This window comes from Xanthomonas sp. Leaf148 (assembly GCF_001423585.1).
Lineage (GTDB): Bacteria > Pseudomonadota > Gammaproteobacteria > Xanthomonadales > Xanthomonadaceae > Xanthomonas.
Genome location: NZ_LMOP01000001.1, coordinates 1 through 25385, shown reverse-complemented (window position 1 = coordinate 25385; position 25385 = coordinate 1). Strand labels below are relative to the sequence as shown.

General features: G+C 65.0%; 14 protein-coding genes and 1 pseudogene. 10 read left to right on the top strand and 5 right to left on the bottom strand.

Annotated elements, in window-relative coordinates; genetic code table 11:
• Nucleotides 1-38: 38 nt before the first annotated feature.
• The 5 genes from fdxA to ASF90_RS00055 form a co-directional block, all read right to left on the bottom strand.
• Nucleotides 39-362, bottom strand: coding sequence for a ferredoxin FdxA (gene fdxA / locus ASF90_RS00075; RefSeq protein ID WP_005994928.1), 324 nt, complete (start codon nt 360-362; stop codon nt 39-41).
• Nucleotides 363-662: 300 nt separating this feature from the next.
• Complete coding sequence (locus tag ASF90_RS00070; protein ID WP_055844215.1) at nt 663-1541, bottom strand: 2-dehydro-3-deoxygalactonokinase; 879 nt, start codon at nt 1539-1541, stop codon at nt 663-665.
• Nucleotides 1538-2449, bottom strand: coding sequence for an SMP-30/gluconolactonase/LRE family protein (locus ASF90_RS00065; RefSeq protein WP_055844212.1), 912 nt, complete (start codon nt 2447-2449; stop codon nt 1538-1540). The genes ASF90_RS00070 and ASF90_RS00065 overlap by 4 nt, the downstream gene beginning before the upstream one ends.
• On the bottom strand, nt 2443-3591 hold the full coding sequence (dgoD, locus tag ASF90_RS00060; protein WP_055844210.1) for a galactonate dehydratase: 1149 nt from the start codon (nt 3589-3591) through the stop codon (nt 2443-2445). The genes ASF90_RS00065 and dgoD overlap by 7 nt, the downstream gene beginning before the upstream one ends.
• Complete coding sequence (locus ASF90_RS00055; RefSeq protein WP_055844207.1) at nt 3588-4220, bottom strand: 2-dehydro-3-deoxy-6-phosphogalactonate aldolase; 633 nt, start codon at nt 4218-4220, stop codon at nt 3588-3590. Before ASF90_RS00055 ends, dgoD begins: the two co-directional genes overlap by 4 nt.
• A gap of 414 nt (nt 4221-4634) precedes the next feature.
• On the opposite strand from ASF90_RS00055, the gene ASF90_RS00050 reads away from it, so the two are divergent.
• The 10 genes and pseudogenes from ASF90_RS00050 to ASF90_RS00005 all read left to right on the top strand — a co-directional run.
• On the top strand, nt 4635-5606 hold the full coding sequence (locus ASF90_RS00050; protein WP_055844203.1) for a LysR family transcriptional regulator: 972 nt from the start codon (nt 4635-4637) through the stop codon (nt 5604-5606).
• Between the two features lie 259 nt (nt 5607-5865).
• Nucleotides 5866-8799 carry a TonB-dependent receptor gene (locus ASF90_RS00045; protein WP_055844200.1) on the top strand — a complete coding sequence of 978 codons (2934 nt, stop codon included), beginning with the start codon at nt 5866-5868 and terminating at the stop codon, nt 8797-8799.
• A gap of 333 nt (nt 8800-9132) precedes the next feature.
• Nucleotides 9133-11853 carry a TonB-dependent receptor gene (locus ASF90_RS00040; protein WP_055844198.1) on the top strand — a complete coding sequence of 907 codons (2721 nt, stop codon included), beginning with the start codon at nt 9133-9135 and terminating at the stop codon, nt 11851-11853.
• A gap of 111 nt (nt 11854-11964) precedes the next feature.
• Nucleotides 11965-14223, top strand: coding sequence for a hypothetical protein (locus tag ASF90_RS00035; protein ID WP_055844195.1), 2259 nt, complete (start codon nt 11965-11967; stop codon nt 14221-14223).
• 106 nt (nt 14224-14329) lie between these two features.
• Nucleotides 14330-16246, top strand: a complete 1917-nt coding sequence (locus ASF90_RS00030; protein ID WP_055844192.1) for a sialate O-acetylesterase — start codon at nt 14330-14332, stop codon at nt 16244-16246.
• An 11-nt stretch (nt 16247-16257) separates the two neighbouring features.
• A complete protein-coding gene (galD, locus tag ASF90_RS00025) occupies nt 16258-18000 on the top strand; it encodes a GH35 family beta-galactosidase GalD (RefSeq protein WP_055844189.1) in 1743 nt (580 codons plus the stop codon).
• Nucleotides 18001-18059: 59 nt separating this feature from the next.
• Nucleotides 18060-20963 carry a TIM-barrel domain-containing protein gene (locus tag ASF90_RS00020; protein ID WP_055844186.1) on the top strand — a complete coding sequence of 968 codons (2904 nt, stop codon included), beginning with the start codon at nt 18060-18062 and terminating at the stop codon, nt 20961-20963.
• A 133-nt stretch (nt 20964-21096) separates the two neighbouring features.
• Nucleotides 21097-23427 (top strand): glycoside hydrolase family 95 protein, encoded by a 2331-nt coding sequence (locus tag ASF90_RS00015; protein WP_055846129.1) that lies wholly within the window; start codon nt 21097-21099, stop codon nt 23425-23427.
• Nucleotides 23424-24917, top strand: a complete 1494-nt coding sequence (xylB, locus tag ASF90_RS00010; RefSeq protein WP_055844184.1) for a xylulokinase — start codon at nt 23424-23426, stop codon at nt 24915-24917. The genes ASF90_RS00015 and xylB overlap by 4 nt, the downstream gene beginning before the upstream one ends.
• Before the next feature lie 36 nt (nt 24918-24953).
• Nucleotides 24954-25385: pseudogene (locus ASF90_RS00005) on the top strand (xylose isomerase); the annotation flags it as partial.

Below are 25385 nucleotides of genomic sequence, written 5' to 3'. Positions count from 1 at the left end.
TAGCGGGCAGCGATGCTGTCGCGCGCCGGGACAGCGCCTTAGCGCTGCAGCAGCGGTAGCTTGTTCGGCTTGCCGTCCCAGTCTGCCGCATCGGGCAGGGGCTCCTGGCGCACGGTCAGCACTGGCCAGGCCTTGGCCAGTTCGGCGTTGAGCGCGACGAAGCCTTCCTGGCCTGCGGGCACGTCATCTTCCGGATAGATCGCATTAGCCGGGCACTCGGGCTCGCACAGGGTGCAGTCGATGCACTCGTCCGGGTCGATGACCAGGAAATTCGGGCCGACGTGGAAGCAATCCACCGGGCAGACCTCGACGCAGTCGGTGTATTTGCACTTGATGCAGTTTTCAGTGACAACAAAAGGCATGGCGGAATCCGGCGTTTAGCCTGGTAATTCTAAAGCAGTCGGGTGGTGGGTGTGAGGTGGGACGGAGATTGTTTGCCGCGCAGATGATGGATTGGTCGTGGTCTGCGGTTGTCGTGATGCCTGGATCTCGCTAGGTGGGTTGGCTGTCTTCCGCCGTACCCTCACCCCAACCTCCGCTCCGCGTCCCGGCCCGCGCTTGCGGCGCGGGCGCTCCAAGGCGCGAGCGCCGCTGGCGCGCAAGCCGAGCCTTCTCCCACCACGGGGAGAGGGGCTTTGCATCCTGTCTCCCCCTCCGGGCACTCAGGTCAGGCCGTGTTGCCGGGCCAGCGCGAACAGGCCGGTGGCGGCCAGGTCTTCCGGGTGTTGTTGGGTGGGGACGCCCAGGTGCGTCAACGCCAGGGCGTAGCGCTGCGCCAGGGCGGGGCTGCCGACTAGGTGCACAGTGGCGTGGCTGCCGCGATGCTCGCGGAGCTCGTGGCCGATCAGCAGACCCGAAAGGTACGAGGGCAGGGCCTGTGCACTGAGGCGGTCGAACAGACCCAGCGTGCGGGTGCCGAACAGGTGGTGACTGAGGCCGCCAGGTTCGGCGCTGCGATCCACGCCTGACAGGAATGCGGCCTCATCGAGATCGGAATGGTCGTCGGGCATCAGCTTGCCGAGGATGCTGTGCTGGCGCAGCACCGCGTACAGCTCGCCGGTCATGACGGTGGCGAAGTCGGTCAGCTGGCCGTTGGCGATCGTCGCCCATTTGCTGTGCGTGCCTGGCAGGCAGGCGATGTGGTCGCCGTCGCCAAGTGCGGCGATCAGGCCGACCAGTTGGGTTTCTTCGCCGCGCATGACATCCGGCACGCCATGCTGCGCGCCGGTGCTGACGCCGGGGACGAACCACAGCGTGCGGCCGGGCAGCAGATCGTCGTAGCGGCGCATGGCCGCAGCCAATGCGGCGGTGTCGGCCGGGCAGGGCAGGTAGGCCTGTTCGACCCAGCCGTTGCGGCTGCCGATCATGCCCGACAGCACGACCGGGCCGTCCCAGCCGTCGATCAATGTGCTCAGGACGTCAGCAAAGCGGCCCTGGCAGGCGAGGATGCCGTCGCTGCCGCGGCGTTGATCGAGCACGGCGCCGGTGGCGTCGAGCAGGTAGGCGCGCAGGCTGCTGGTACCCCAATCGACCGCGATCATGCGCTGGCCACCCGGCTTTCGGGCAGGCCGGCGGTGGCGACGTCGCAGACGAACAGGCCGCCGGCTTCGGGCATGCGTGCGAGTTCTTCGGCGCTATGGTCCAGGCGCGAGGAGATCACGTGCAGGCGATCCAGCGCCGCGCCACCGAAGGCGCTGCAGGTGGGGTGTTTGACCGGCAGGTGGACGATGCGCTCGACGCTGCCGTCGGGGCGATAGCGCACCACGCGCGAGGCGCGCCATTGCGCATTCCACAGATGGCCTTGGCTGTCGATGATCGAGCCGTCCGGCTCGGCGTCGTCGCGGTCCAGGGTGGTGAACACGCGCGTGTTGCTGGTTTGCGCGGTCTCCGGGTCGTAATCGCAGCACAGGATCTGCGGGCGCACCGAGTCGCAGTAATACAGTGTGCGGCCGTCGAGGCTGAAGCAGATCGAGTTGGGGATCGACACGCCCGGTAGTGGCAACGCGCGCAAGCCATGTGCCAGCGAGAACTGATACATCGCGCCGCGCGCGGCCTTGTTGTCGTGTTCGTCCATGGTGCCGAACACCAGATTGCCGTGCCGATCGGCGCGGCCATCGTTGCTGCGCGTCAGCGGGTTGTCGGCCTCGATATCGGCCAGTTTTTCGAAGGGCAACACGTCGTCTTCGGTGCTGTCCGGGTCGGCGATGCCGATGGCTTTGGCCAGTGCGATCAGCAGGCGGCCGTCGTCCATCAGGCCGAGGCAGCCGGGGCGATCGGGCAGCGTCCAGTAGCGTGTCTGCGCGCTGGCCGGATGATGCCGCCACAGGCGTTTTTCGCTGATGTCGACCCAGTACAACGCCTCGCGCTGTTCGCACCACAACACGCCTTCGCCATGTGTGCAGCGGCTGTCGACCGCCAGTACGGCGGTGTGCTCGGGCATGCTCACCATTCGGCGATGCTGCCGTCGGCGTGGCGCCACACCGGGTTGCGCCAGTCAGGCGGATTTTCGTTTGCGCGCTTGAGCATCTCTTCGTCGATCTCCACACCGAGCCCGGGCTTGGGCAGTGCGGCGATACTGCCATCCACGCACTGAAAATCGTCTTTATTGATGACGTAATCGAGCAGGTCGGCGCCTTCGTTGTAATGGATGCCGATGCTCTGTTCCTGCAGCACCGCGTTGTGCGACACGAAGTCCACGTGCAGACACGCCGCCAGCGCGATCGGGCCGAGCGGGCAGTGCGGGGCGAAGCCGACGTCGTAGGCTTCGGCCATCGCGGCGATCTTGACGCACTCGGTGATGCCGCCTGCATGCGACAGGTCCGGCTGCACCATGCCGATGCCACCGGCACACAGCACGTTCTTGAATTCGAAGCGCGAAAACATGCGCTCGCCGGCAGCCAGCGGAATCGAGGTGCTGGCGGCCAGGCGCGGGTAGTACTCGGCCTGTTCGGCCAGCACCGGTTCTTCGACGAACAGCGGCTTGAACGGTTCGAGTTCGCGCAGCAACGCCTTGGCCATCGGCGCGCCGACGCGACCGTGGAAGTCGATGCCGAAGTCGATGGTGTTGCCGAAGGCTTCGCGGATTTCAGCGACCTTGACCACGGCGGCATCGACGGCGCGCGCGCTGTCGATCAGCTTCATTTCTTCGGTGCCGTTGAACTTGAAGGTGTCAAAGCCCAGCGCGCGGTAGTCGGTGATCTGCTGGATGATGGCGCCGGGGCGGTCGCCGCCGACCCAGCGGTAGGTCTTCATGCGATCGCGCACCAGCCCGCCCAGCAGCTCGTACACCGGCACGCCCAGCGCCTTGCCCTTGATGTCCCACAGCGCCTGGTCGATACCGGCGATAGCGCTCATCAGGATGGCGCCGCCGCGGTAGAACCCGGCGCGGTACATGGTCTGCCACAGGTCGTTGATGCGCGCCGGGTCCTTGCCGACGACATAGCCGGCCAGTTCGTGCACGGCCGCTTCCACGCTACGCGCGCGGCCTTCGATGACCGGCTCGCCCCAGCCGGTGATGCCCTCGTCGGTCTCGACCTTGAGGAACAACCAGCGCGGTGCGGCGTGGTAGGTGGTGAGGCGGGTGATCTTCATCCTTGCAGTTCCTGGTAGGCCTGCACGAAGTTGCGTGCATGCGTCTGGGTCGTTTCGAGTGATTGCGCGGGTTTGTACAGTTCGCCACCGATGCCGGCGCCGGCGGCGCCCTGGGCGATGAAGCCGGCCAGGGTCTGCGGGCTGACGCCGCCGACCACGTAGACCGGGATGTGGGTGGGCAGCACCGAGCGCAGCGCGCGCACATGCGCAGCGCCATAAGTCGCGGCCGGGAACAGCTTCAGGATCGTTGCGCCGGCATCGATGGCGTCGAACGCCTCGCTGGCGGTGGCGAAGCCGGCCACCACGGTCAGCCCGCGCGACACCGCATGGCGGATCAGGCTGGGGCGCGTGTTGGGGGTGACGATGAAGCGCGCACCGATGTCGGCCAGGGTGTCGACGTCTTCGTTGCGCAGCACGGTGCCGGCACCGATCCAGGCGCGCTCGCCATAGGTCTGCTGGGCGAGGGCGATGCTCTGCTGCCAACGCGGCGAATTGAGCGGGATCTCGATCGCATCGAAGCCGGCGTCGATCAGTGCGCCGACATGGTCCAGCGTTTCTTCCGGCGTGATGCCACGCAGGATGGCGATCAGTGGCAAGGCGAACAGGCTGGCGGTGGTGTCTGAGGTCATGGTGTTACTCGCGATAGAGCGGAAAGCGGCCGTTGGTGGCCAGATGGCCGGCAACGTCGTGGGAGCTTGCGCGACTGCGCGCGGCAAGCAGGTGCTGCCGATGTGCAATCCGGAGAAGAAAACGAAGCGCGGGTGGGTGGGCGCCCGGGTGGTCGATGCGCGCGTGATGCGCGACATATCTACCGCTACGGCCTGCAAGTGGCCGGCAAGATGCCGTCATCGTCGTCCACCTCCGCGGTCATGGCGTGCGTGCTGCCACCTGATCAAAGGCGGTCACGTCTGTTCTGGCCGCGCCCGGGAGGTAGGGGCTCCTGCTGCGGCGAGCGCTAGCCTCGCCTGGGGAGATATGTGCTGCAAATGAAATTTTCGGCATATTCTATTCCTCCGACGAATACACAGCCGCAACCGCACCCCATGGCAAATTCCGGTACTCCCTGGTTCAACGCAGCCCGCCTCAAGACGCGTCAACTGCTGCTATTGCTGCATCTGCACGAACAACGCTCGGTATTGCGTGCGGCCGAGGCCGCCAGCATGACCCAGCCGGCCGCATCCAAGCTGCTGGCCGAGATGGAAGACATGCTGGGGGTCAAATTGTTCGAGCGGCATGCCCGCGGCGTGGAGCCCACGTGGTACGGCCATGTGCTGATCCGGCGTGCCCGTGCGGCGATGTCGGAGATTGGCCGCGCGCAGGAAGAAATCGCCGCGTTGCGGGCCGGCCGCATGGGCCAGGCCTCGATCGGGACCGTGGTCAATCCAGGAACCAATCTGGTGCCGCAGGCCATTGCCGAGGTCAAACGCGAGTTTCCGGACATCCTGGTGCGGGTGGAGATGGACTACAGCCGCCCGCTCGTTGCCAAGTTGCTGGATGGTCAGCTGGACATCGTGATCGGCCGCATCCTCGGCCCGGAAGGCGTGGGCGAACTGGAATTCGAGCCGCTGGCCGATGAGCCGCATTCGGTGATCGCCCGTGCCGGCCATCCGCTGGCCAGCCGCGTCGGCCTGCAGCATGCGGATCTGGTGCGGTATGGCTGGATCCTGCCGCCGGCCGACAGCGTGCTGCGCGCGCGGCTGGACTCGATGTTCATGGAGCACGGCGTGCAGACGCCGACCAACGCCATCGAAACCTCGTCGTTGCCGGTGACTTCCACGCTGTTGCGCGGCACCGACATGTTGACTGCATTGCCGGTGGAATCGGTGGCGCCGCTGATCCAGGCCAAGTTGCTGACGGTGCTGCCGATCGAGCTGGGGGTGCGGATGGAGTCGTTCGGCATCATCCGTCGGCGCGATTACATCCTGCCGCCGGGCGCCGAGCGCATCTTGCAAGCGCTGCGGACCACTGCGCGCCGCTTGTACCCCGGTCTGCGCGGGCCGGAATCCCTTACCTAGCGGGCTCTTCCATTTCTATTCCGTGAAGTAATACCAGTCCGTGAATTTTTCATTGGCTGGCGCTAGACCGTGCGCCTATATCTGTGCGCCAGATCGCACGCTGAAGCGCACGTGAAGTCGGGCAGGTGATCGGCGGCCAAGCCGCCAAGTTGAGCAACGGTGGAGATCGGCATCAGTGCCTGTTTCCACCCGATCACGCGGGGCGTTTTGCGCCGCGACAACCAGTCTTCAGTCGTCTTGCGTCCTGGGAGGGATTCAGATGTTCAAGTTTTCAAGCCATGCCTCGGCAGGTACGGGCGTGCGCGCCCGTCGTCTGCAACATCTGCGTCACTCGGCCATGGCCGTCAGCATAGGCGTGTTGCTTGCTGCACCGGTGTATGCGCAACAGGCGCAATCGTCGCCGGGCGCTGCCTCGAACAAGGCCGGCGCCAGCGCGGTGGACCTGGATACGGTGGAGGTGCGTGGTGTGCGCGCCAGCCTGATCAAGTCGCAGGTGATCAAGCGCGACTCCACCCAGATCGTGGATTCGGTCAGTGCCGAAGACATCGGCGCGCTGCCCGACCGCAGCGTCACCGAAACCTTGCAGCGTGTCAGTGGCGTGACCATCGACCACTTTGCCGCACGTAGCGACCCGGACCACTTTTCGGCCGAAGGCAGTGGCGTGATGATCCGCGGCCTGACCCAGGTGCGTGGCGAACTCAATGGCCGCGACATCTTCAGCGCCGCCAGCGGCCGTGGCTTGAGCTTTGAAGACGTCCCGGCCGAGTTGATGGCCGGCGTGGACGTTTACAAAAACCCGTCTGCAGAAATCATCGAAGGCGGTCTGGGCGGCACGGTCAATCTGCGCACGCGCATGCCGTTCGACAACCCGGGGCGCATCGTCGGCGGCAATATCGACGTCAACTACGGCGACATGAGCAAGAAGTACAAGCCGTCGGCGTCGTTCTTGTTCAGCGATCGCTGGGACACCGGTGTCGGCGAAATGGGCTTCATGATCGATATCGCCCATTCGGAACTGGCGACGCGCTCGGACGGCATCCAGGTGGAGCCGTATGTGCGGCGCACCGACGACGCGGTGCTGGCCGGCAGCGGGCGCAGCGAGGTGTACGTGCCCGGTGGCGTCAACTGGCGTCAGCTGGATTTCGAACGCAAGCGCGACGGGATTGCCGCAGCGTTCCAGTGGAAGCCCAGCGACCAGACCGAGATCTACGCGCAATACCTGCGCTCGCGTTACGACATGAACTGGCAGGAGCGCGCGGCGTTCTTCAACGACAGTAACAACAGCATCAGCCCGGCGCCCGGCACCACCTTCGAGTACGACCAGGACGGCGTCTTCCAGCGCGGCTCGCCGGTGTCCAACTCCTGGCGCGGCGTGCTGACCGGTGACGGCGTGCGCTTCAATACCGACAACCGCTATTCCGAACAGCGCACCACCACCTCGGACCTGTCGGTGGGCTTCAGCCACTATTTCAACGACAACCTGCAGATCAAGGGCGATGTGCAGCTGGTGCAGTCGGAGAACGACCAGCTGGACTTCACCGTGTTCAGTGCGACCTATCTGCCTGGCTTGACCTATGACGTGTCGGGCAAGTATCCGACCGTGCAGATCGCCAACCAGGGCTTCACCCAGGACCCCTCCAATTATTTCTGGGCGGCGGCGATGGATCACCTGGGCAAGAACCGCGGACGGCAGCTGTCCACCCGCGTGGACCTGGAATACACCTTCCAGGACAGCAGCTGGCTGCGTTTCATGCGCTTTGGCATGCGCGCCACCGACCGTAACCAGACCAACAAGAACTCCGGGTACAACTGGGGCGTGTTGTCGGACAACTGGGCGGCGATCCCCGGCAGCGCGACCGGCCTGGCGGACATGTCGCAATACCTGCCCGACGAGTCGTCGCGGTTCACTTTCTCCAATTTCTTCCGTGGCGGCGTGAACGTGCCCACCACGCTGGTGGTGCCCAACGGTGGCCTGGTCAAGAACTACCGGCGCGCGTCGGACCTGCTGCAACAGCAGATCGTGGCATTGCGTGGCTACGGCTGGGCGCCGGATACCTATCAGCCGCAGGACACCAATCGCCAGTTCGAGCGGACTCAGGCCGCGTACGCGGCGCTGTACTTCGGCAACGACGAGGCATGGGGTGTGCCGGTGGACGGCAATATCGGCGTGCGCATCGTGCAGACCAAGACCCAGGCCGAAGGCTTCGGTCAGTTTCAGGACCTGTCCGGCTTGAACGTGTCGCCGGAGCTGCAGGCCCGTTACACCGGCCAGTACTTCGACAACAACGCGCAGGGCAGCTACACCAATGTGCTGCCGAGCTTGAACATGCGCTTCCGCTTCACCGACACCTTGCAGTGGCGTATCGCTGCATCCAAGGCGATGGCGCGCCCGGATTACACCCAGTTGCAGCCATACGTATTGCTCAATGTGGAAACCGACGACGCCGGCAATGCGACCAACTTCGTCGGCACTGCGGGCAATCCGACGCTCAAGCCGATGACCGCCAACCAGTTCGACACCGCGCTGGAGTGGTACTTCGACAGCAGCGACATGCTGTACACCACGCTGTTTTACAAGAAGGTCAAGGATTACTTCTCCACCCAGACCCGCAGCGAGACCTACGACAACCGCGAGTGGCTGGTGACCCGGCCGTACAACACCGACGAAGGCACCATCCGTGGCGCCGAAGTGGGCTACACGCAGTTCTTCGACGAACTGCCGGGCTGGATGAGCGGGTTCGGCATCAATGCCAACTTCACCTTCGTCGACAGCAAGGGCGGCGCCAATACCGCCATCGACCCGTACACCCGCACCACGGTGACCGGCGTCGAGCTGCCGCTGGAAGGCTTGTCGCGGCGCAGCTACAACCTTGCCGGCATCTACGAGAAGGGCCCGCTGTCGCTGCGCCTGGCCTACAACTGGCGCTCGCGTTATCTGTTGACCACCAGCGATGCGGCGACGCGCCTGCCGACCTGGGCCGACGACTACGGCCAGCTCGACGGCTCGTTCTTCTACCGCTTCAACGACCATCTGCAGCTGGGCGTGCAGGCCAACAACCTGACCAACACCGTGACCAAGGTGCTGATGGGCCCGACCTCGTATGCGGACGGCGAAGTGGACCCGCGCCTGTACACGCGCTCGTCCTTCGTCAACGACCGGCGCTATTCGCTGGTGCTGCGCATGAACTGGTAAGCGACGTCGATCACGGATCCATTGTGCGCGGACTCGCAGAGTCGAGTCCGCTTCTGCCGGGCCACTTACCCTGCCTGCCGATGCCGGAGCAATCGGGTTTGCCAGGCTTGCTATAGTTTTAACGAATACCTTTCCAGGAATATTTCATTGGTGTGGCATGACGGCCGCGCCCTATGCTCCCGCCGCAGCCGCAGGTCTGCCCGCCAGGGCGACCACGCATCCGCGCCTCCGGTCTTGCCGGGTGGCAGATGCGGGCCAGCAACAACGACGGGCAGGGCGTTCGCGCACCGGCCCGCTAAAACGAGTAGTACATGCGTCCTGGGAGGGAGCACCATGTCAGTGCAATATCGCCACATTCCGGCAGGCCGGACTGTGGGTCAGCGTTCGATCCGTGATTTCCGCCGCTCCGTGATGGCCATCAGTGTGGCCACGCTGCTGAGCGCGCAGGCCTACGCGCAGGATGCGACCACCACTGCCGCGCCCGCATCGGACGCCACCACCCAGCAGCTGGACACCGTGCAGGTCACCGGCACGCGCAGCAGCGTCACCAAGGCGCAGCTGGTCAAGCAGAACGCCGAGCAGATCGTCGATTCGATCGTCGCCGAAGACATCGGCAAGCTGCCCGACAACAACGTCGCCGAAGCGTTGCAGCGCATCTCCGGCATCCAGATTTCGCGCAACTACGGCGAGGGCAGCTCGATCGCCATCCGTGGTCTGACCCAGGTGCGTACCGAACTCAATGGCCGTGACATCTTCACCGCCAACGATGGTCGCGGCCTGAGCTTCGAAGACGTGTCGGCCGAGCTGCTTGGCGGCGTCAACGTGTACAAGAACCCGTCTGCCGACATGATCGAAGGTGGCCTGGGCGGCACCGTCGACCTGCGCACGCGTCTGCCGTTCGATTACGACGGCCGCAAGATCGCCGGTAGCGTGCAGTACAACCATTACGACCTGGCCGACGACGGCAAGCCGGCGTTCTCGGGCCTGTTCAGCGATCGCTGGCAGACCGGGATCGGCGAGATCGGCATCCTGGTGAACTACTCGCAGCAGAAGAGCCCGTTCCGCCAGGACACCATTTCGATCGAGCCGTGGTATACCCAGACCGATCTGCCAGGCTATGAAGGCCAGCAGATCTCGGTGCCGCACGGCGCCGGCATCAACACCACCGTCGGCGAGCGCGAGCGCAAGACCGGCGCGTTTGCGATGCAGTGGCGTCCCAACGATGCGGTCGAGGTCTATACGCAGGTACTGCGTTCGGACTACGACTTCAGCTGGCACGACTATTCGTTCTTCGCGTTGACCGGTGCCAACCCGATGCAGGGCACGCCGGGCATCCAGATCAACGACCGCAACGAGTTCGTCAACGGCACCTTCCAGAACGTGCCGGCCGACTCCAACACCAGCCTGACCGAGCGGCATTCGGTGACCACCGATTACTCGCTGGGCGCCAAGTGGACGGTCAACGAAAAGCTGACCCTGAGCACCGACTTCCAGTATGTCGATGCCACCACCACCGGCACGCGTTACATCGTGGCGACCGGCTTGAACAACACGCCGTTCTTCAATATCGATTTCCGCGGCGACCTGCCCAAGTTGTCGGTGACCGATGCAAGCGGTGCCGAAGGTTTCCTGGCCAACCAGGACAACTACAACGGCTGGCGCTGGCACCTGGATAACAAAGACGACAACAAGGGCACCGAATTCGCCTGGCGTTCGGATATGGATCTGGCGTTCGACAGCGATTTCGTGCGCAGCTTCAAGGCCGGCGTGCGTTACACCGACCGCGATGCCGAGACCAAGGGCAATGTGTTCCGTTTCATGTGCATCAATGGATGCGCCGGCACGCCGTTCTCGCAGTTCCCCACTGTGGGCGTCGTGACCAACCCGATCACCGACTTCTTCCGTGGCAAGAGCAGCACCTTCGGCCCGACCTTGACCGCATCCGATGTGGCCGTGGGTAACTACGAGCAGACGCTTGCGACCTTTGGCGGCACCCCGCTGGAATTTGCGCCCAACAACATCAACACGCAGAACGAGAAGACCTACGCCGCCTACGGCGTGCTGCGCTTTGGCGTGGATGGCAACATCCCGTTCGACGGCAACATCGGTGTGCGCGTGGTGCGGACCGAAGTCGGCTCGCAGGGCGTGCGGACCGGCACCGACGCTGAAGGCGGCGGTCTGATTCCGGTCGATGCACAGCAGACCTACACCGACGTGCTGCCGAGCTTGAACCTGCGTTGGATGCTGAGCGACCAGCTGCAGTGGCGTTTTGCGGCCTCGCGCGGCATTTCGCGCCCGACCTTCGATCGCCTCAATCCGAACCTGAGCCTGAGCACCGGCACCTCCAATGGTGCGTCGACCTTCACCGGTGCCGCAGGTAATCCGAGTCTGGAAGCGGTCAAGGCCGACCAGTTCGACACCGCGCTGGAGTGGTACTTCGGCCAGGGCTCGATGATGTACGGCACCTTGTTCTACAAGAAGGTGGAAGGCTTCATCGCCAACGCCGTCTTCAACGAGGTGTACGACGGCCAGGTGTGGCAGATCACCCGTCCGGTCAATGGCGACTCGGGCAAGATCCGCGGCGCGGAACTGGGCTACACGCAGTTCTTCGACTTCCTGCCGGGCTGGTTGAGCGGCTTCGGCGTGCAGACCAACTACACCTACGTCGACAGCGAGGCCCCGAGCCCGACTGCCACCGACACCAACGGCCAGTCGTTGACGGTGCCGCTGGAAGGCCTGTCCAAGAACAGCTACAACGCGATCCTCAGCTACGAAACGTCGCGCTTCCAGGGCCGTGTGGCCTACAACTGGCGCAGCGACTGGCTGGTGACCACCGCAGGCAACGGCACCGGCAATCTGCCGGTCTACAACAAGGGCTTCGGCCAGCTGGATGCCTCGCTGCGTTTCAACATCAATGCTGTGTGGTCGATTTCGCTGGACGGCGTGAATCTGCTCGATACCCGTCGCGAAAGCTACCTGGGTAACGAGTCGCGCTACCGCGACTTTGTGATCAACGATCGTCGGTATGGCCTGACATTGCGGGCCAGCCTGTAGAACGCGCCGTAGGAAGTGCGTCTCCGGTCCGGCGAGCTGTGCAGGCAGCTCGTTGGACCGGTGTTTTTCCTATCGATGGCGCTGCCGTCGATCGCGAAGGGAGCCGGAGGAATGATCGCCATGATCGATCCGCCTACTAAGCGCCGCCTTTTCGCAGCACATGCGTGGCCGACTGCTGTTTGCCTGACGCTGGTGTTGCTCTTCATGACGTCTCACGTGCACGCGGCCGAGCCCGTCACGCAGGGGCCGTACCAGTGGCGCAGCGTGGCCATTGGCGGTGGCGGCTTTGTCACCGGTGTGCTGTTTCATCCTGCCGAACGCGATCTTGCCTATGCGCGCACCGATGTCGGTGGCGCGTATCGCTGGGATGCGCGTGCGCAACAGTGGGTGGCACTGACCGACTGGTTGGGCGCCGACGATTGGAATCTGATGGGCATCGATGCATTCGCCATCGACCCTGCCAATCCCGCCGCCATCTATCTGGCGGCCGGGACCTATATGCACGCGCGCGCCGGCAATGCCGCGGTTCTGCGTTCGTTCGATCGCGGCCGCAGCTTCGAGCGCGCCGATCTGCCGTTCAAATTGGGCGGCAATCAACTGGGCCGCGCCAACGGCGAACGGCTGGCGGTGGACCCGCACGATGGTCGTGTGCTGTTGCTGGGCGCACGCGATGCAGGCCTGTGGCGCAGCGACGATCGCGGCGCGCACTGGGCGCGTGTGGACGGATTTCCTGCCGAGGCATTGGCCGGTGCCACCGCGCGCAACCATGTCGGACGCGACCAAACGGTGGGGATCGCCTTTGTCGTGTTCGACGCCGCCAGCGGCCGCGCTGGCAGTCCCACACCACGGATCTACGTTGGCGTCTCCACCGCACACACCAGCCTGTATGTGTCCGACAATGGCGGTCGCACGTGGTCGGCGGTGGCAGGGCAGCCGCAAGGCTTGCGTCCCAGCCATATGGACGGCGGCCGCGATGGGCAGTGGTATCTCAGCTACGGCGATCAGCCCGGCCCGGACTTGATGGCCGGTGGTGCGCTGTGGAAGTACAGCCCGGCGCAGAGGCGCTGGAGCGAGATCAGCCCGATTCCGCAGCCGGCCACTGGCGATGGCTTCGGCTGGGGCGCGGTGGCGGTGGACCCGCACGATCCACAGGTGCTGCTGGCCAGTACCTTCCGCCGGCGGACGCCGCGCGATGAGCTGTTTCGCAGCGTCGACGGCGGCAAGCACTGGACGCCGTTGTTGGCCGATGCGGTGTTCGATCACAGCGCCGCGCCGTGGACCGCGCAGGCGACACCGCACTGGATCGGCGCACTGGCGATCGATCCGTTCGACAGCAACCACGCGCTGTTCGTCACCGGCTACGGCATCTGGGCCTCGCGCAATCTGCGCGACTTCGCTGGCACGCGGCAGCCGTTGCAGTGGTGGTTCCAGGACCGGGGACTGGAAGAGACCGTGCCGTTGGACTTGCTCAGCCCGATGGCCGGCGCGCCTCTGCTCAGCGCGCTGGGCGATATCGATGGGTTTCGCCACGACATTCTGGATACCGCGCAGCTGCAGTATGCCGGCCCGCGTCTGACCAACGGCGAGAGCATCGATGCTGCAGGACAGGCGCCGCTGACGGTGATACGCAGCGGCACCGTGCGCGACCGTCGCCACAACGAGATCCGCGCGCTGCTGTCGCGCGATGGTGGCGCGCACTGGAGCGCGTTTGCCAGTGAACCGCCGGCCGGGCAGGGCGCGGGCACCATTGCCATCGCGGCCGATGCATCGCAGGTGGTCTGGACGCCCAACAACGGCGGCAACTGGCGCACGGGCGATTTCGGCAAGCAGTGGCAGCGCGTGCAGGGGCTGCCCGACACGGCAGTGGTGGTGGCCGACCGCGTCGATGCGCAGCGCTGGTATGCCGCCGACACCGTCAGCGGGCGCTTTTACGAAAGTACCGATGGCGCGGCCAGCTTCCGCGATACCGGGCACCAGGTCGGCAACCCTGCACGCGATGAGCGTGCGCGTCCGCAGCTGCGGCCCGACCCCTGGCGTGCTGGCGTGGTGTATCTGGCCAGCCCTTCGCTGGGCGTGATGCGCTGGCAGAACGGACGCTTGCAGACCCTGTCCAAGCCGGACGAAGCGCGCTCGCTGGGCATCGGCAAGCCACTGCGCGATGGCGCACCGCCAGCGCTGTATCTGGCCGGGCGCGTGGCCGGTGTAGATGGCGTATTCCGCTCCGACGACGACGGCGCGCAGTGGCTGCGTATCAACGACGATGCGCACCGTTTCGGCAAGCCTTACAGCGTCACCGGCGACCCACGACGTCCTGGTCGCGTCTACTTCGCCACCGGTGGCCGTGGCATTTTTTACGGTGATCCACGATGAGCGCTGCGTGCCTGCGCGCGGCATCGCGCTGCCGTACCTTGACCCGCTGCATTCCCTATCGCCTCGTTGCGCGCCGACCGGCCGCGCTGTTCCTGGAGATCACCGCATGACCGCACCTCTCGTTCGCCGCGCCTGCCTGCTGGGCCTGGTGCTGGCCAGTCCGCTCGCGCTGGCCCAGCCGACCCTGCCGCTGTTGTTTGCCGATGGCGCGGTGTTGCAGCGCGACCAGCCCATGCCGGTGTGGGGGTGGGCATCGCCCAATGCCGCGATCACGGTCAGCTTCGATGGCAAGCGCGCCACCGCCAAAGCCGACGCAACGGGCGCCTGGAAGGTGAGCTTGCCCGCGCACAAGGCGGGCGGCCCGTACGTGTTGAGCGTGCAGGGCGATGGTGGGCAGCTGCAGGTGCGCGACGTGCTGGTCGGCGATGTATGGCTGGCCAGCGGGCAATCGAATATGGAATGGCCGCTGGCGCAGGCCAGCGATGGCCCGCAGGCGGTCGCTGCCGCCAACGACCCGCAGTTACGCCACTTCAAGGTGCCCAAGTCGTGGTCGGTGCAGCCGGAAGCGCGCCTGACCGGTGGCGAGTGGAAGGCCGCCACGCCGGCCACTGCCGGCGAGTTCACCGCGGTGGGGTATTTCTTCGCCAAAGAGCTGCGCGCCAGCACTGGCGTGCCGATCGGCATCGTCAACAGCACCTGGGGCGGCAGTGCGATCGAGGCGTGGATGGACGCCGCATCGCTGGGCTTGAATGCCGAGCAGAACCAGGGCGCGATCGAGGCGATCAAGCAACGCGACGCTGCCGCACAGGCCGCCACCGGCAAGCGCATCGCGCGCTGGCCCAAGGTCGACGGCGACATGCCGCAGTGGCGCGACGCCGAGTTCAACGACAGCGATTGGGACAGCATCCCCACCACCCAGCAATGGGAGTCCAACGGTTACGACGGCATGGACGGCATTGCCTGGTACCGCACCATGGTGACCTTGAGCGCTGCCGAGGCCAAGGCCGGCATTACCCTGGGCGTGGGCCAGATCGACGATTCGGACATCACCTACGTCAACGGTCAGCAGGTAGGCACGACCGAGAAGCAATGGAATCTGCCGCGCGTCTACAGCGTGCCGGCGGCGGCACTGCATGCCGGCGTCAATCACATCGCCGTGCGGGTGGAAGACCTCAGCGGCGGTGGCGGCATGCACGGCCCGGATGAGCAGCGCTTCGTGCAGACCAACGATGGTGCCAAGCGCGCGCTGAGCGGCTGGAAATTCCGCCCCGCCGCAGTGCGCGTGTCGTTGGTCGACAACAAGAACCAACTGCCGACACTGCTCTACAACCAGATGATCCACCCGCTGCAGCCGTTCCCGGTCAAGGGCGTGATTTGGTACCAGGGTGAAACCAACGCCACCGACAGCGGAGCAGTGGCGTATCGCGAGCAGTTCGCCGCGATGATCCAGCAATGGCGTGCCGAGCGCGGCGCCAAGGCGCTGCCATTTTTGTGGGTGCAATTGGCCAACTTCAAGGCCGGCGGCGATAAGGGCGAACTGAGCCCGTGGGCGCTGTTGCGCGAGTCGCAGTCCAAGACGCTGGCGCTGCCGGCGACCGGGCAGGCGGTGATCATCGATATCGGCAACCCCACCGACATCCATCCCACCAACAAGCGCGATGTCGGCCATCGTCTGGCGCTGGCGGCGCGGCACGTGGCGTACGGCGAAACGCTGGTGTACAGCGCGCCGGTGTTCAAGCGGGCAACGTTTGAAGGTGGCAAGGCGGTGCTGACATTCGACCTGCAGGGCAGTGCGCTGCAGGTACGTGGCGGCGGTGCAGTGCAGGGCTTGCGTGTCGCTGGTGCCGACAAGCAGTTCCATCCGGCCACCGCGCGCATCGACGGCGATCGGGTGAGCGTGCAGAGCGATGCGGTGCCTGCACCGGTTGCAGTGCGCTACGGCTGGAGCGAGAACCCCGACGACGCCAACCTGATCAATCGCGACGCCCTTCCTGTTTCCCCCTTCCGCACCGATACCTGGTGACACGGAGCCTTATGTCCATGTATTCCCCCGTTGCACATGCCATCACGTATTCCAACGCGCGGCGTTGCCTGCGTCCGCTGCTGCTGTCCGCGCTGACGCTGGCCTTGGCCGCGTGCCAGTCCGGCGAGCAGGGCGATGCAGACAAGCCTGCCGCCTCCACGCCGGTTGCAAGCACCGCAGCGGCAACGCCGGCCAGCGCACAGACGCCGGCCGCGCAGACAGCGATGCCGCAGTTCGTCAGCAAGGACGGCAAGCATGCCTTGATGGTCGATGGCGCGCCGTTCCTGATCCTGGGCGCGCAGGTCAACAACTCCAGCAACTATCCCGGCGTGATGGACAAGGTGTGGCCGGCCATGCAGGTGCTGGGCCCCAACACTGTGCAGGTGCCGATCGCCTGGGAGCAGGTCGAGCCGGAAGAAGGCAAGTTCGATTTCTCCTTCGTCGACACGCTGCTCAACCAGGCGCGCGAACACAAGGTGCGGTTGGTGCTGCTGTGGTTTGCGACCTGGAAGAACAATGGCCCGGCCTACGCACCGTTGTGGGTCAAGGCCGACAACCAGCGCTTCCCGCGTGTGATCACTCGCGAGGGCAAGGCGATCGGGTCGCTGTCGCCGCATGCGCAGGCCACGCTGGATGCCGATCGCAAGGCCTTCGTCGCCTTCATGCAGCACCTGAAAAAGGTCGACCCGCAACACACCGTGATCATGATCCAGCCGGAAAACGAGCCGGGCACCTACGGCAGCGTGCGCGACTTTTCGCCGATGGCGCAAAAACTCTTCGACGGCCCGGTACCGGAGGCACTGCTCAAACGCTTGAACAAGCAGCCGGGCAGCTGGGCGCAGGTGTTCGGCGCCGATGCCGATGAAATCTTCCATGCGTGGTCGATCGGTCGTTACATCGATCAGGTCGCCGAAGCCGGCAAGGCCGAGTATCCGTTGCCGATGTACGTCAATGCCGCGCTGCGTGGCCCGTTCAATCCGGGACAGCCCGGCCAATACGCCAGCGGTGGCCCCACCGACAACGTGCTCGATGTCTGGAAGGCGGCCGGCCCGCATATCGATCTGCTGGCGCCGGACATCTACATGCCCGAGTACCGCATGTACACCACGGTGCTGGAGCGTTACGCACGCCCGGACAACGCCTTGTTCGTGGCCGAAACCGGCAACCGCCAGGAATACGCGCGTTACCTGTATCCCACGCTGGGCCACAACGGCATCGGCTGGTCGGCGTTTGGCATGGACTACACGCGCTATTCCAACTATCCGCTGGGCGCCAAGCACGTCAACGAAGAAACGCTGGCGCCGTTCGCGCTCGGCTTCCAGGCGGTCAGCATGGGTATGCGCCCGTTCGCCAAGGCCGCCTCCGAAGGCAAGTTGCACGGCACCGCCGAAGAGCCCGGCCAGGCCGTGCAGGAGCTCAAGCTCAACGACCGCTGGAGCGCCACCATCACCTACGGCGTGCCACAGTTCTGGTTCAAGGGCGAGCCACCGGGCAACCCGGAGCCGATCGGCGCGGCGTTGATCGCCGAGCTGGGTCCGGATGAATTTCTGGTCACCGGTTACCACGTGCGCGTGACCTTGCACCCGGCCAGCGACGCCACCGCAAACATGTTCTACGACCGTGTAGAGGAAGGCGTGTACGAAGACACCCAGTGGAAGTTCCAGCGCAACTGGAACGGCGACCAGACCGATTACGGCGTCAATTTTTCCAGCGTGCCACAGCTGCTCAAGATCAAGCTCGCCACCTACAAATAATCAGCAACCCATGCGCTGCCGCCCCCGCGGCAGCGTTTCGAAATTCAAAGGGAGTGACCATGCAAACCACCATCCGTTCCGCCGGCGCCGCGCCTGCCAACCGACGTACACCGCTTGCCCATTGCCTGGCGTTGTCGCTGGCCCTGTTGGCCAATGCCGCGCATGCGCAGGAAGTGCGCAAGGCCGCCGATGGCGTCACCGTGGTGCCGAGCGCCAAGGGCGCCGCACCGGTGCGTCTGCAGGTGGTCGATGCCGGCATCATCCGCGTCAGCGCCGATCCGGACGGCGACTTCGCACGCAGCCCCAGCCTGATGCGCGTGCCGGTGCAGGGCGATAGCGCCTTCCAGGTGGCCGAGCAGGCCGACAGCGTGCAGCTGAAGACCGGCAAGGTGACCGCCACGGTGTCCACCGTCGACGGCCATGTCAGCTTCGCCGATGCCAATGGCAAGCCGGTGCTGTCCGAAGTGGCCGGCGGGCGCAGCTTTGCCCCGCTCAAGGTCGAAGGCAAGCAGTACCTGAGCGTGCGCCAGCGCTTCCAGTCGCCCGATGACGAAGCGTTGTACGGCTTCGGCCAGCACCAGCAGGGCTGGATGAATCAGAAGGGCCGCAACGTCGAATTGCAGCAGAACAACATCGACATGGCGGTGCCGTACCTGGTGTCCAGCCGCAACTATGGCCTGCTGTGGGACAACAACTCGATCAGCCGCCTGGGCGACCCGCGCGGTCTGCAGCCGCTGCCCAAGACGCTCAAGTTGTACGACGCCAAGGGCAAGGCCGGCGCACTGACCGCACGCTATGCCATCAACGGCAAGCAGGTGCTGGAGCGTCGCGAGAGCGAGGTGAACTACCAGTACCTCAGCGACCTGACCAAGTTCCCGAAGAAGGCCATCACCAAGGACAAGGACAGCCGCATGCAGGTCACCTGGGAGGGCGAGATCGAAGCGCTCACCGGTGGCGAGCACACGTTCTCGCTGTATTCGAGCGAATACGCCAAGTTGTACGTGGACGGCAAGCTGGTGATCGATCGCTGGCGCCAGAACTGGAACCCGTGGAATCACGAGTTCAAGCTGGACCTGGAGCCGGGCAAGCGCCACACCGTCAAGGTCGAATGGGATCTGATCGACCCCAGCTATATCGCGCTGCTGCATCGCGACCCGCTGCCGGCAGCGGAAGCCAAGGATCTGTCGCTGTGGTCCGAAGCCGGTCAGATGATCGACTACTACTTCGTCTCGGCCGATTCCTACGATCAAGCCGTGGCCGGCTACCGCGAACTCACCGGCAAGTCGGTGATGCTGCCCAAGTGGGCCTATGGTTTCTGGCAGAGCCGCGAGCGTTACAAAAGCCAGGATGAGTTGGTTGGTGTGCTGGCCGAGTACCGCAAGCGCAAGCTGTCGCTGGACAACATCGTGCTCGACTGGTCTTACTGGCCGGAAAATGCCTGGGGTTCGCATGATTTCGACCCGAAGCACTTCCCCGATCCGGATGGCATGGTCAAGTCCGTGCACGACATGCACGCGCAGATCATGATTTCGATCTGGCCCAAGTTCTATCCCACCACGGCCAACTACAAGGAACTGGATGCCGCCGGTTTCATGTACAAGCGCAACGTGGAAGTGGGTGAGCTGGACTGGATCGCCAAGGGCTACAAGAACTCGTTCTACGACCCGTACTCGGAGAAGGCGCAGGCGATCTATTGGCGCCAGGTCAACGAGAAGCTCAACAGCAAGGGCTTCGATGCGTGGTGGATGGACGCCGACGAGCCGGACGTGCACTCCAACCTGGACATCGGCGAGCGCAAGGCACGCACCACGCCAACCGCGCTGGGCTCGTCCACCGAATACTTCAATTCCTACCCGCTGCCGCACACCCATGGCGTCTACGAAGGCGACCGTGCAGCTGACGACAAGCGCGTGTTCATCCTCTCGCGCAAGGGCTATGCCGGCACCCAGCGCAATGCGGTGGCGGTGTGGAGCGGCGACATCGTGTCGCGTTGGGACGACATGCACGACCAGATTTCCGCTGGCGTCAACATGGCGCTGTCGGGCCTGCCCAACTGGACCTTCGACATCGGCGGGTTTGCGGTGGAGAAGCGCTACGAGAACCAGGACCCGGCGCATCTGCCGGAATGGCGCGAGCTCAACACGCGCTGGTTCCAGTTCGGTGCGTTCGTGCCGATCTTCCGCTCGCACGGCCAGTTCCCGTACCGCGAAATCTGGAACATCGCCCCGGAAGGCACGCCGTTCTACGACAGCATGGCCTACTACAACCGCCTGCGTTACGCGTTGCTGCCGTATATCTACAGCCTGGCCGGCGATACCTATCAGCGCGATGGCGTGATCATGCGCGGCATGATGATGGACTTCCCGGATGATGCGAAGGCACGCGACATCAACGACCAGTACCTGTTCGGACCGGCGTTCCTGGTGGCACCGGTGACCCGCTTCGGCGCCACCTCGCGTCAGGTGTATCTGCCGGCCGGCACCAGCTGGCTCGACTTCGCCACCGGCAAGCGTTACGACGGCGGCCAGACCATCGAAGCGGCCGCGCCGATCGAACGCATGCCGCTGTTCGTGCGTGCAGGCTCCATCGTGCCGACCGGCCCGGTGCAGGAATATGTGGACCAAAAACCCGACGCGCCGCTCACCGTGGTGGTCTACACCGGTGCCGACGGCCAGTTCTCGCTGTACGAAGACGATGGCAAGGGCTATGGCTACGAAAAGGGCGAGTTCAGCCGCATTCCGCTGGTCTGGAATCAGGCCAAGGGCGAGCTGAGCATCGGCAAACGCGAAGGCAGCTGGACCGGCATGCAGGCCAAACGCACCATCAATGTGCGCTTCGTCGATGGCCCACGCGACGATGCCGGTGCGCTCGAGCCCAAGACCGACACCAGCCTCCAGTACGACGGCAAGGCGGTCAGCGTGTTGCAGCGCAAGATTGCGTCCGGCAAAGCGCGTCGTCGATGATCGCAGGCTGTCTTCAGTCGATGAGCAAGCAGATGCCGGAACGCCGCAAGGCAGTCGCGGGCGGTTCCGGTGATGCAGCACGGCGGTGGCCGTGCTGACGCGTCGGGAGCTGTGCAAGGCAACCGGGGCCGCGATGGCGGTCCTGGGCGCCGCACCGGTCGCAGCACAGGCCGCAGCGTCTTCCAAACACGCCGCGTTGCCGCCCGTGGCGGCCGCTGACGCATTGCAGCTGTGGTACCGCGAACCGGCCAACGAATGGGTGGAGGCCTTGCCGGTCGGCAATGGCCGACTCGGCGCGATGGTGTGGGGCGGTATTGCCCACGAGCGCCTGCAACTCAACGAAGACACGCTCTACGCTGGCGGGCCCTACGATTCCACCAGTCCGGACGGATTGGCCGCGTTGCCGCAGGTACGTGCGCTGATCTTTGCCGGGCGCTATGCCGAGGCCGAACAACTGGCCGATGCCAAGCTGCTCTCGCGTCCGCTCAAGCAGATGCCGTATCAACCGCTGGGCGATCTGTTGCTGGATTTCGATCGTGTCGACGGCATCAGTGAGTATCGCCGTCAGCTGGATCTGGACACCGCAGTGACCACCACCAGCTTCCGCTCTGGCGGCGTGCTGCATCGGCGCGAGGTGTTCGTCTCTGCGCAGTCGCAGTGCATCGTGGTGCGTCTGTCGTGCGAGCGGCCACGCGCGATTTCCTTGCGCGTGGGCATCGACAGCCCGCAACACGGCGAGGTCACGGCAGAGCAGGGCAGTTTGCTGTTCACCGGCCGCAACGGCAGCTTTGCCGGCATCGACGGCAAGTTGCGGTTTGCGTTGCGCGTGCTGCCGCAGGTGAAAGGCGGCAAGGTGACCGCGTTGCGCGATCGCTTGCGTATCGAAGGCGCCGATGAAGTGGTCTTGCTGCTCACCGCAGCCACCAGTTACCAACGCTTCGACGCGGTGGATGGCGACCCGCTCGCACGCACCGCAGCGAGCCTGCGCAAGGCCGGAACGCTGGACTCTGCCGCATTGCTGCGCGCGCATCTGGCCGATCACCAACGCCTGTTCCGGCGTGTGGCGATCGACCTGGGCACCAGCGACGCGGCAGCGCTACCCACCGACCAACGCGTGCAGCGGTTTGCCGGCGGCAACGACCCGGCATTGGCCGCGCTCTACCATCAGTACGGCCGCTATCTGCTGATCTGTAGCTCGCGGCCCGGCTCCCAGCCGGCCAACCTGCAGGGCATCTGGAACGACCTGATGCAGCCGCCGTGGGAAAGCAAGTACACCATCAACATCAACACCGAGATGAACTACTGGCCCAGCGAGCCCAACGCCTTGCACGAGTGCGTGGAACCGCTGGAATCCATGCTGTTCGACCTGGCCACCACCGGCGCGCATACCGCACGTACGCTCTACGACGCACCCGGCTGGGTGGTGCACAACAACACCGATCTCTGGCGTCAGGCCGGGCCCATCGATGGCGCCAAGTGGAGCCTGTGGCCGATGGGCGGGGTGTGGCTGTTGCAGCAGCTATGGGACCGCTGGGATTACGGCCGCGACCGTGCGTACCTGAGCAAGATCTACCCGTTGTTCAAGGGTGCGGCGGAGTTCTTCGTTGCCACCTTGATGCGCGACCCACAAACGGGCGCGATGGTGACCAATCCATCGATGTCGCCGGAAAACCAGCATCCGTTCGGCGCTGCCGTATGCGCCGGGCCGACCATGGATGCACAGCTGTTGCGCGACCTGTTCGCGCAGTGCATCGCGATGAGCAAGTTGCTCAACGTCGATGCAGCGCTGGCGCAGCAGCTGGCCTCGCTGCGCGAGCAACTGCCGCCCAACCGCATCGGCAAGGCGGGGCAGTTGCAGGAGTGGCAGCAGGATTGGGATATGGACGCGCCGGAGATCCACCATCGTCACGTCTCGCATCTCTACGCGCTGCATCCGTCGAGCCAGATCAATCTGCGCGATACGCCGGAGCTGGCCGCTGCCGCCAGGCGTTCGCTGGAAATCCGTGGCGACAACGCCACCGGCTGGGGGATCGGTTGGCGGCTGAATCTGTGGGCACGGCTGGCCGATGGCGAGCATGCGTATCGCATCCTGCAACTGCTGATTTCGCCCGATCGCACCTACCCGAACCTGTTCGACGCACATCCGCCGTTCCAGATCGACGGCAACTTCGGCGGCACCGCCGGCATCACCGAAATGCTGTTGCAAAGCTGGGGCGGCAGTGTATTCCTGCTACCCGCCTTGCCCGCTGCCTGGCCGCGCGGCAGCATGCGCGGCGTGCGCGTGCGTGGCGGCGCCAGCATCGATCTGGAATGGGATGGCGGTCGCTTGCAGCAGGCACGCCTGCACAGCGATCGTGGCGGACGCTATCAACTGTCCTACGCAGGGCAGACCCTGGACCTGGAACTGGGCGCGGGCCGCACCCAGCAGGTGGGACTCAACAATAACCGATTGGTGAAGCAATGAGCTTGTACGTAGGACTGGACGTGGGCACGCAGAGCGTCAAGCTGGTGGCCTACGACGCGCAGGAGCGCGCCGTGATCGCCACCATCGCCGCACCGATGGAGCTGATCAGCCGCGATGACGGCACCCGCGAGCAGCAGGCGCAGTGGTGGGTCGACGGCATCGTGCATTGCTTTGCGCAGCTTGATGGCGAACAACGTGCGCGCGTGCGCGGCATCTCGGTGTCGGGCCAACAGCACGGCTTCGTGCCGGTGGCCGCCGATGGCAGCGTCACCGCGCCGGTCAAGCTGTGGTGCGATACCAGCACGGCACTGGAGTGCGACGAAATCATGGACGCGGTGGGCGGCGCAGCGGGCAGCGTGGCTGCCGCAGGCAACCCGATCCTGGCCGGTTACACGGCATCCAAATTGCCGTGGACGCGCAAGCATCGCCCTGAGGCATATGCGGCGATGACCACGGTGATGCTGCCGCACGATTACATCAATTTCTGGCTCACCGGCGAACGCTTTGCCGAAGTGGGCGATGCCTCCGGCACCGGCTGGCTGGATGTACGCACGCGCCAGTGGTCCGAGCGCATGCTCGGCGCCGTCGATGCACAGCGTGACCTGCGCGCGGCGTTGCCGCCGCTGGTGGAAACCGGCGCGGTGTATGCCTTGTCCGATGCGGCCGCCGATGCATTGAAGTTGCCGGCCGGCGTGCGCGTCACCACCGGTGGTGGCGACAACATGATGGCGGCCATCGGCACCGGCAATGTGGTGCCGGGCCGCCTGACGATGAGCCTGGGCACCAGCGGCACCTTGTTCGCCTACGCCGATCATCCGGTGGTGGACGACGACGCACGCTGGGCCGCGTTCTGCTCGTCCAGCGGCGGCTGGTTGCCGCTGATCTGCACCATGAACTGCACCGTCGCCACCGAAGCGGTGATGCGCATGTTCTCCATCACTCGCGAGCAGACCGAGGCGATGATTGCCGACACCGCACCCGGTGCCGACGGGCTGGTGCTACTGCCGTTCTTCAATGGCGAGCGCACACCCAATTTGCCTGATGCACGCGGCTGTTTGTTCGGTATGGATCTGCACAACACCACTGCTGCGCATTTCTATCGCGCCGCGATGGAAGGGGCGACCTATAGCCTGCGCAATGGCTTCGATGCTTTCGTCGCGGCCGGCCTGCAGTTCGATACCATCCTGCTCACCGGCGGCGGCAGCAAGAGCGCGCAGTGGCGGCAGATGGTGGCCGACGTTTTCAATCTGCAGGTCGTGGTGCCAACCCAACCCGAAGGTGCCGCCTTCGGTGCCGCGCTGCAGGCGTTGTGGGCCTGCGACCGCGACGATGGTGGCGATGCCGCGTTGTCGGAGGTGGTGCTGGAGCACCTGCAGGTAGACGACGCACTCGCCGCAAAGCCCGACCCGCAGCGCGTAGCCCAGTATCAGCAGCACTACCAAGCCTTCCTCAAGCACCTGCACGTCGTCAGCCCGCTCTACGCTGACTGATTCACCACTCCCCCAGAACCAAGGACATCACACCCCATGAGCAACACCGTTTTCATCGGCGCGAAGGAATATTTCCCCGGCATCGGCAAGATCGGCTTCGAAGGCCGCGACTCCGATAACCCGCTCGCGTTCAAGGTCTACGACGCCAATAAAAAAATCGGCGACAAGACCATGGCCGAGCATCTGCGCTTTGCCGTGGCCTACTGGCACAGCTTCTGCGGCAACGGCGCCGATCCGTTCGGCCCGGGCACGCGCGCGTATCCGTGGGATGCGGGCAACACCGCGCTGGGTCGCGCCGAAGCCAAGGCCGACGCTGCATTCGAATTCTTCACCAAGCTCGGCGTGCCGTATTACTGCTTCCACGACATCGACCTGTCGCCGGATGCCGACGACATCGGCGAATACGAAAGCAACCTCACCCACCCAGTCGATGTTCCACTGCGGGTCGTAGTGCTCCCACACCAACCC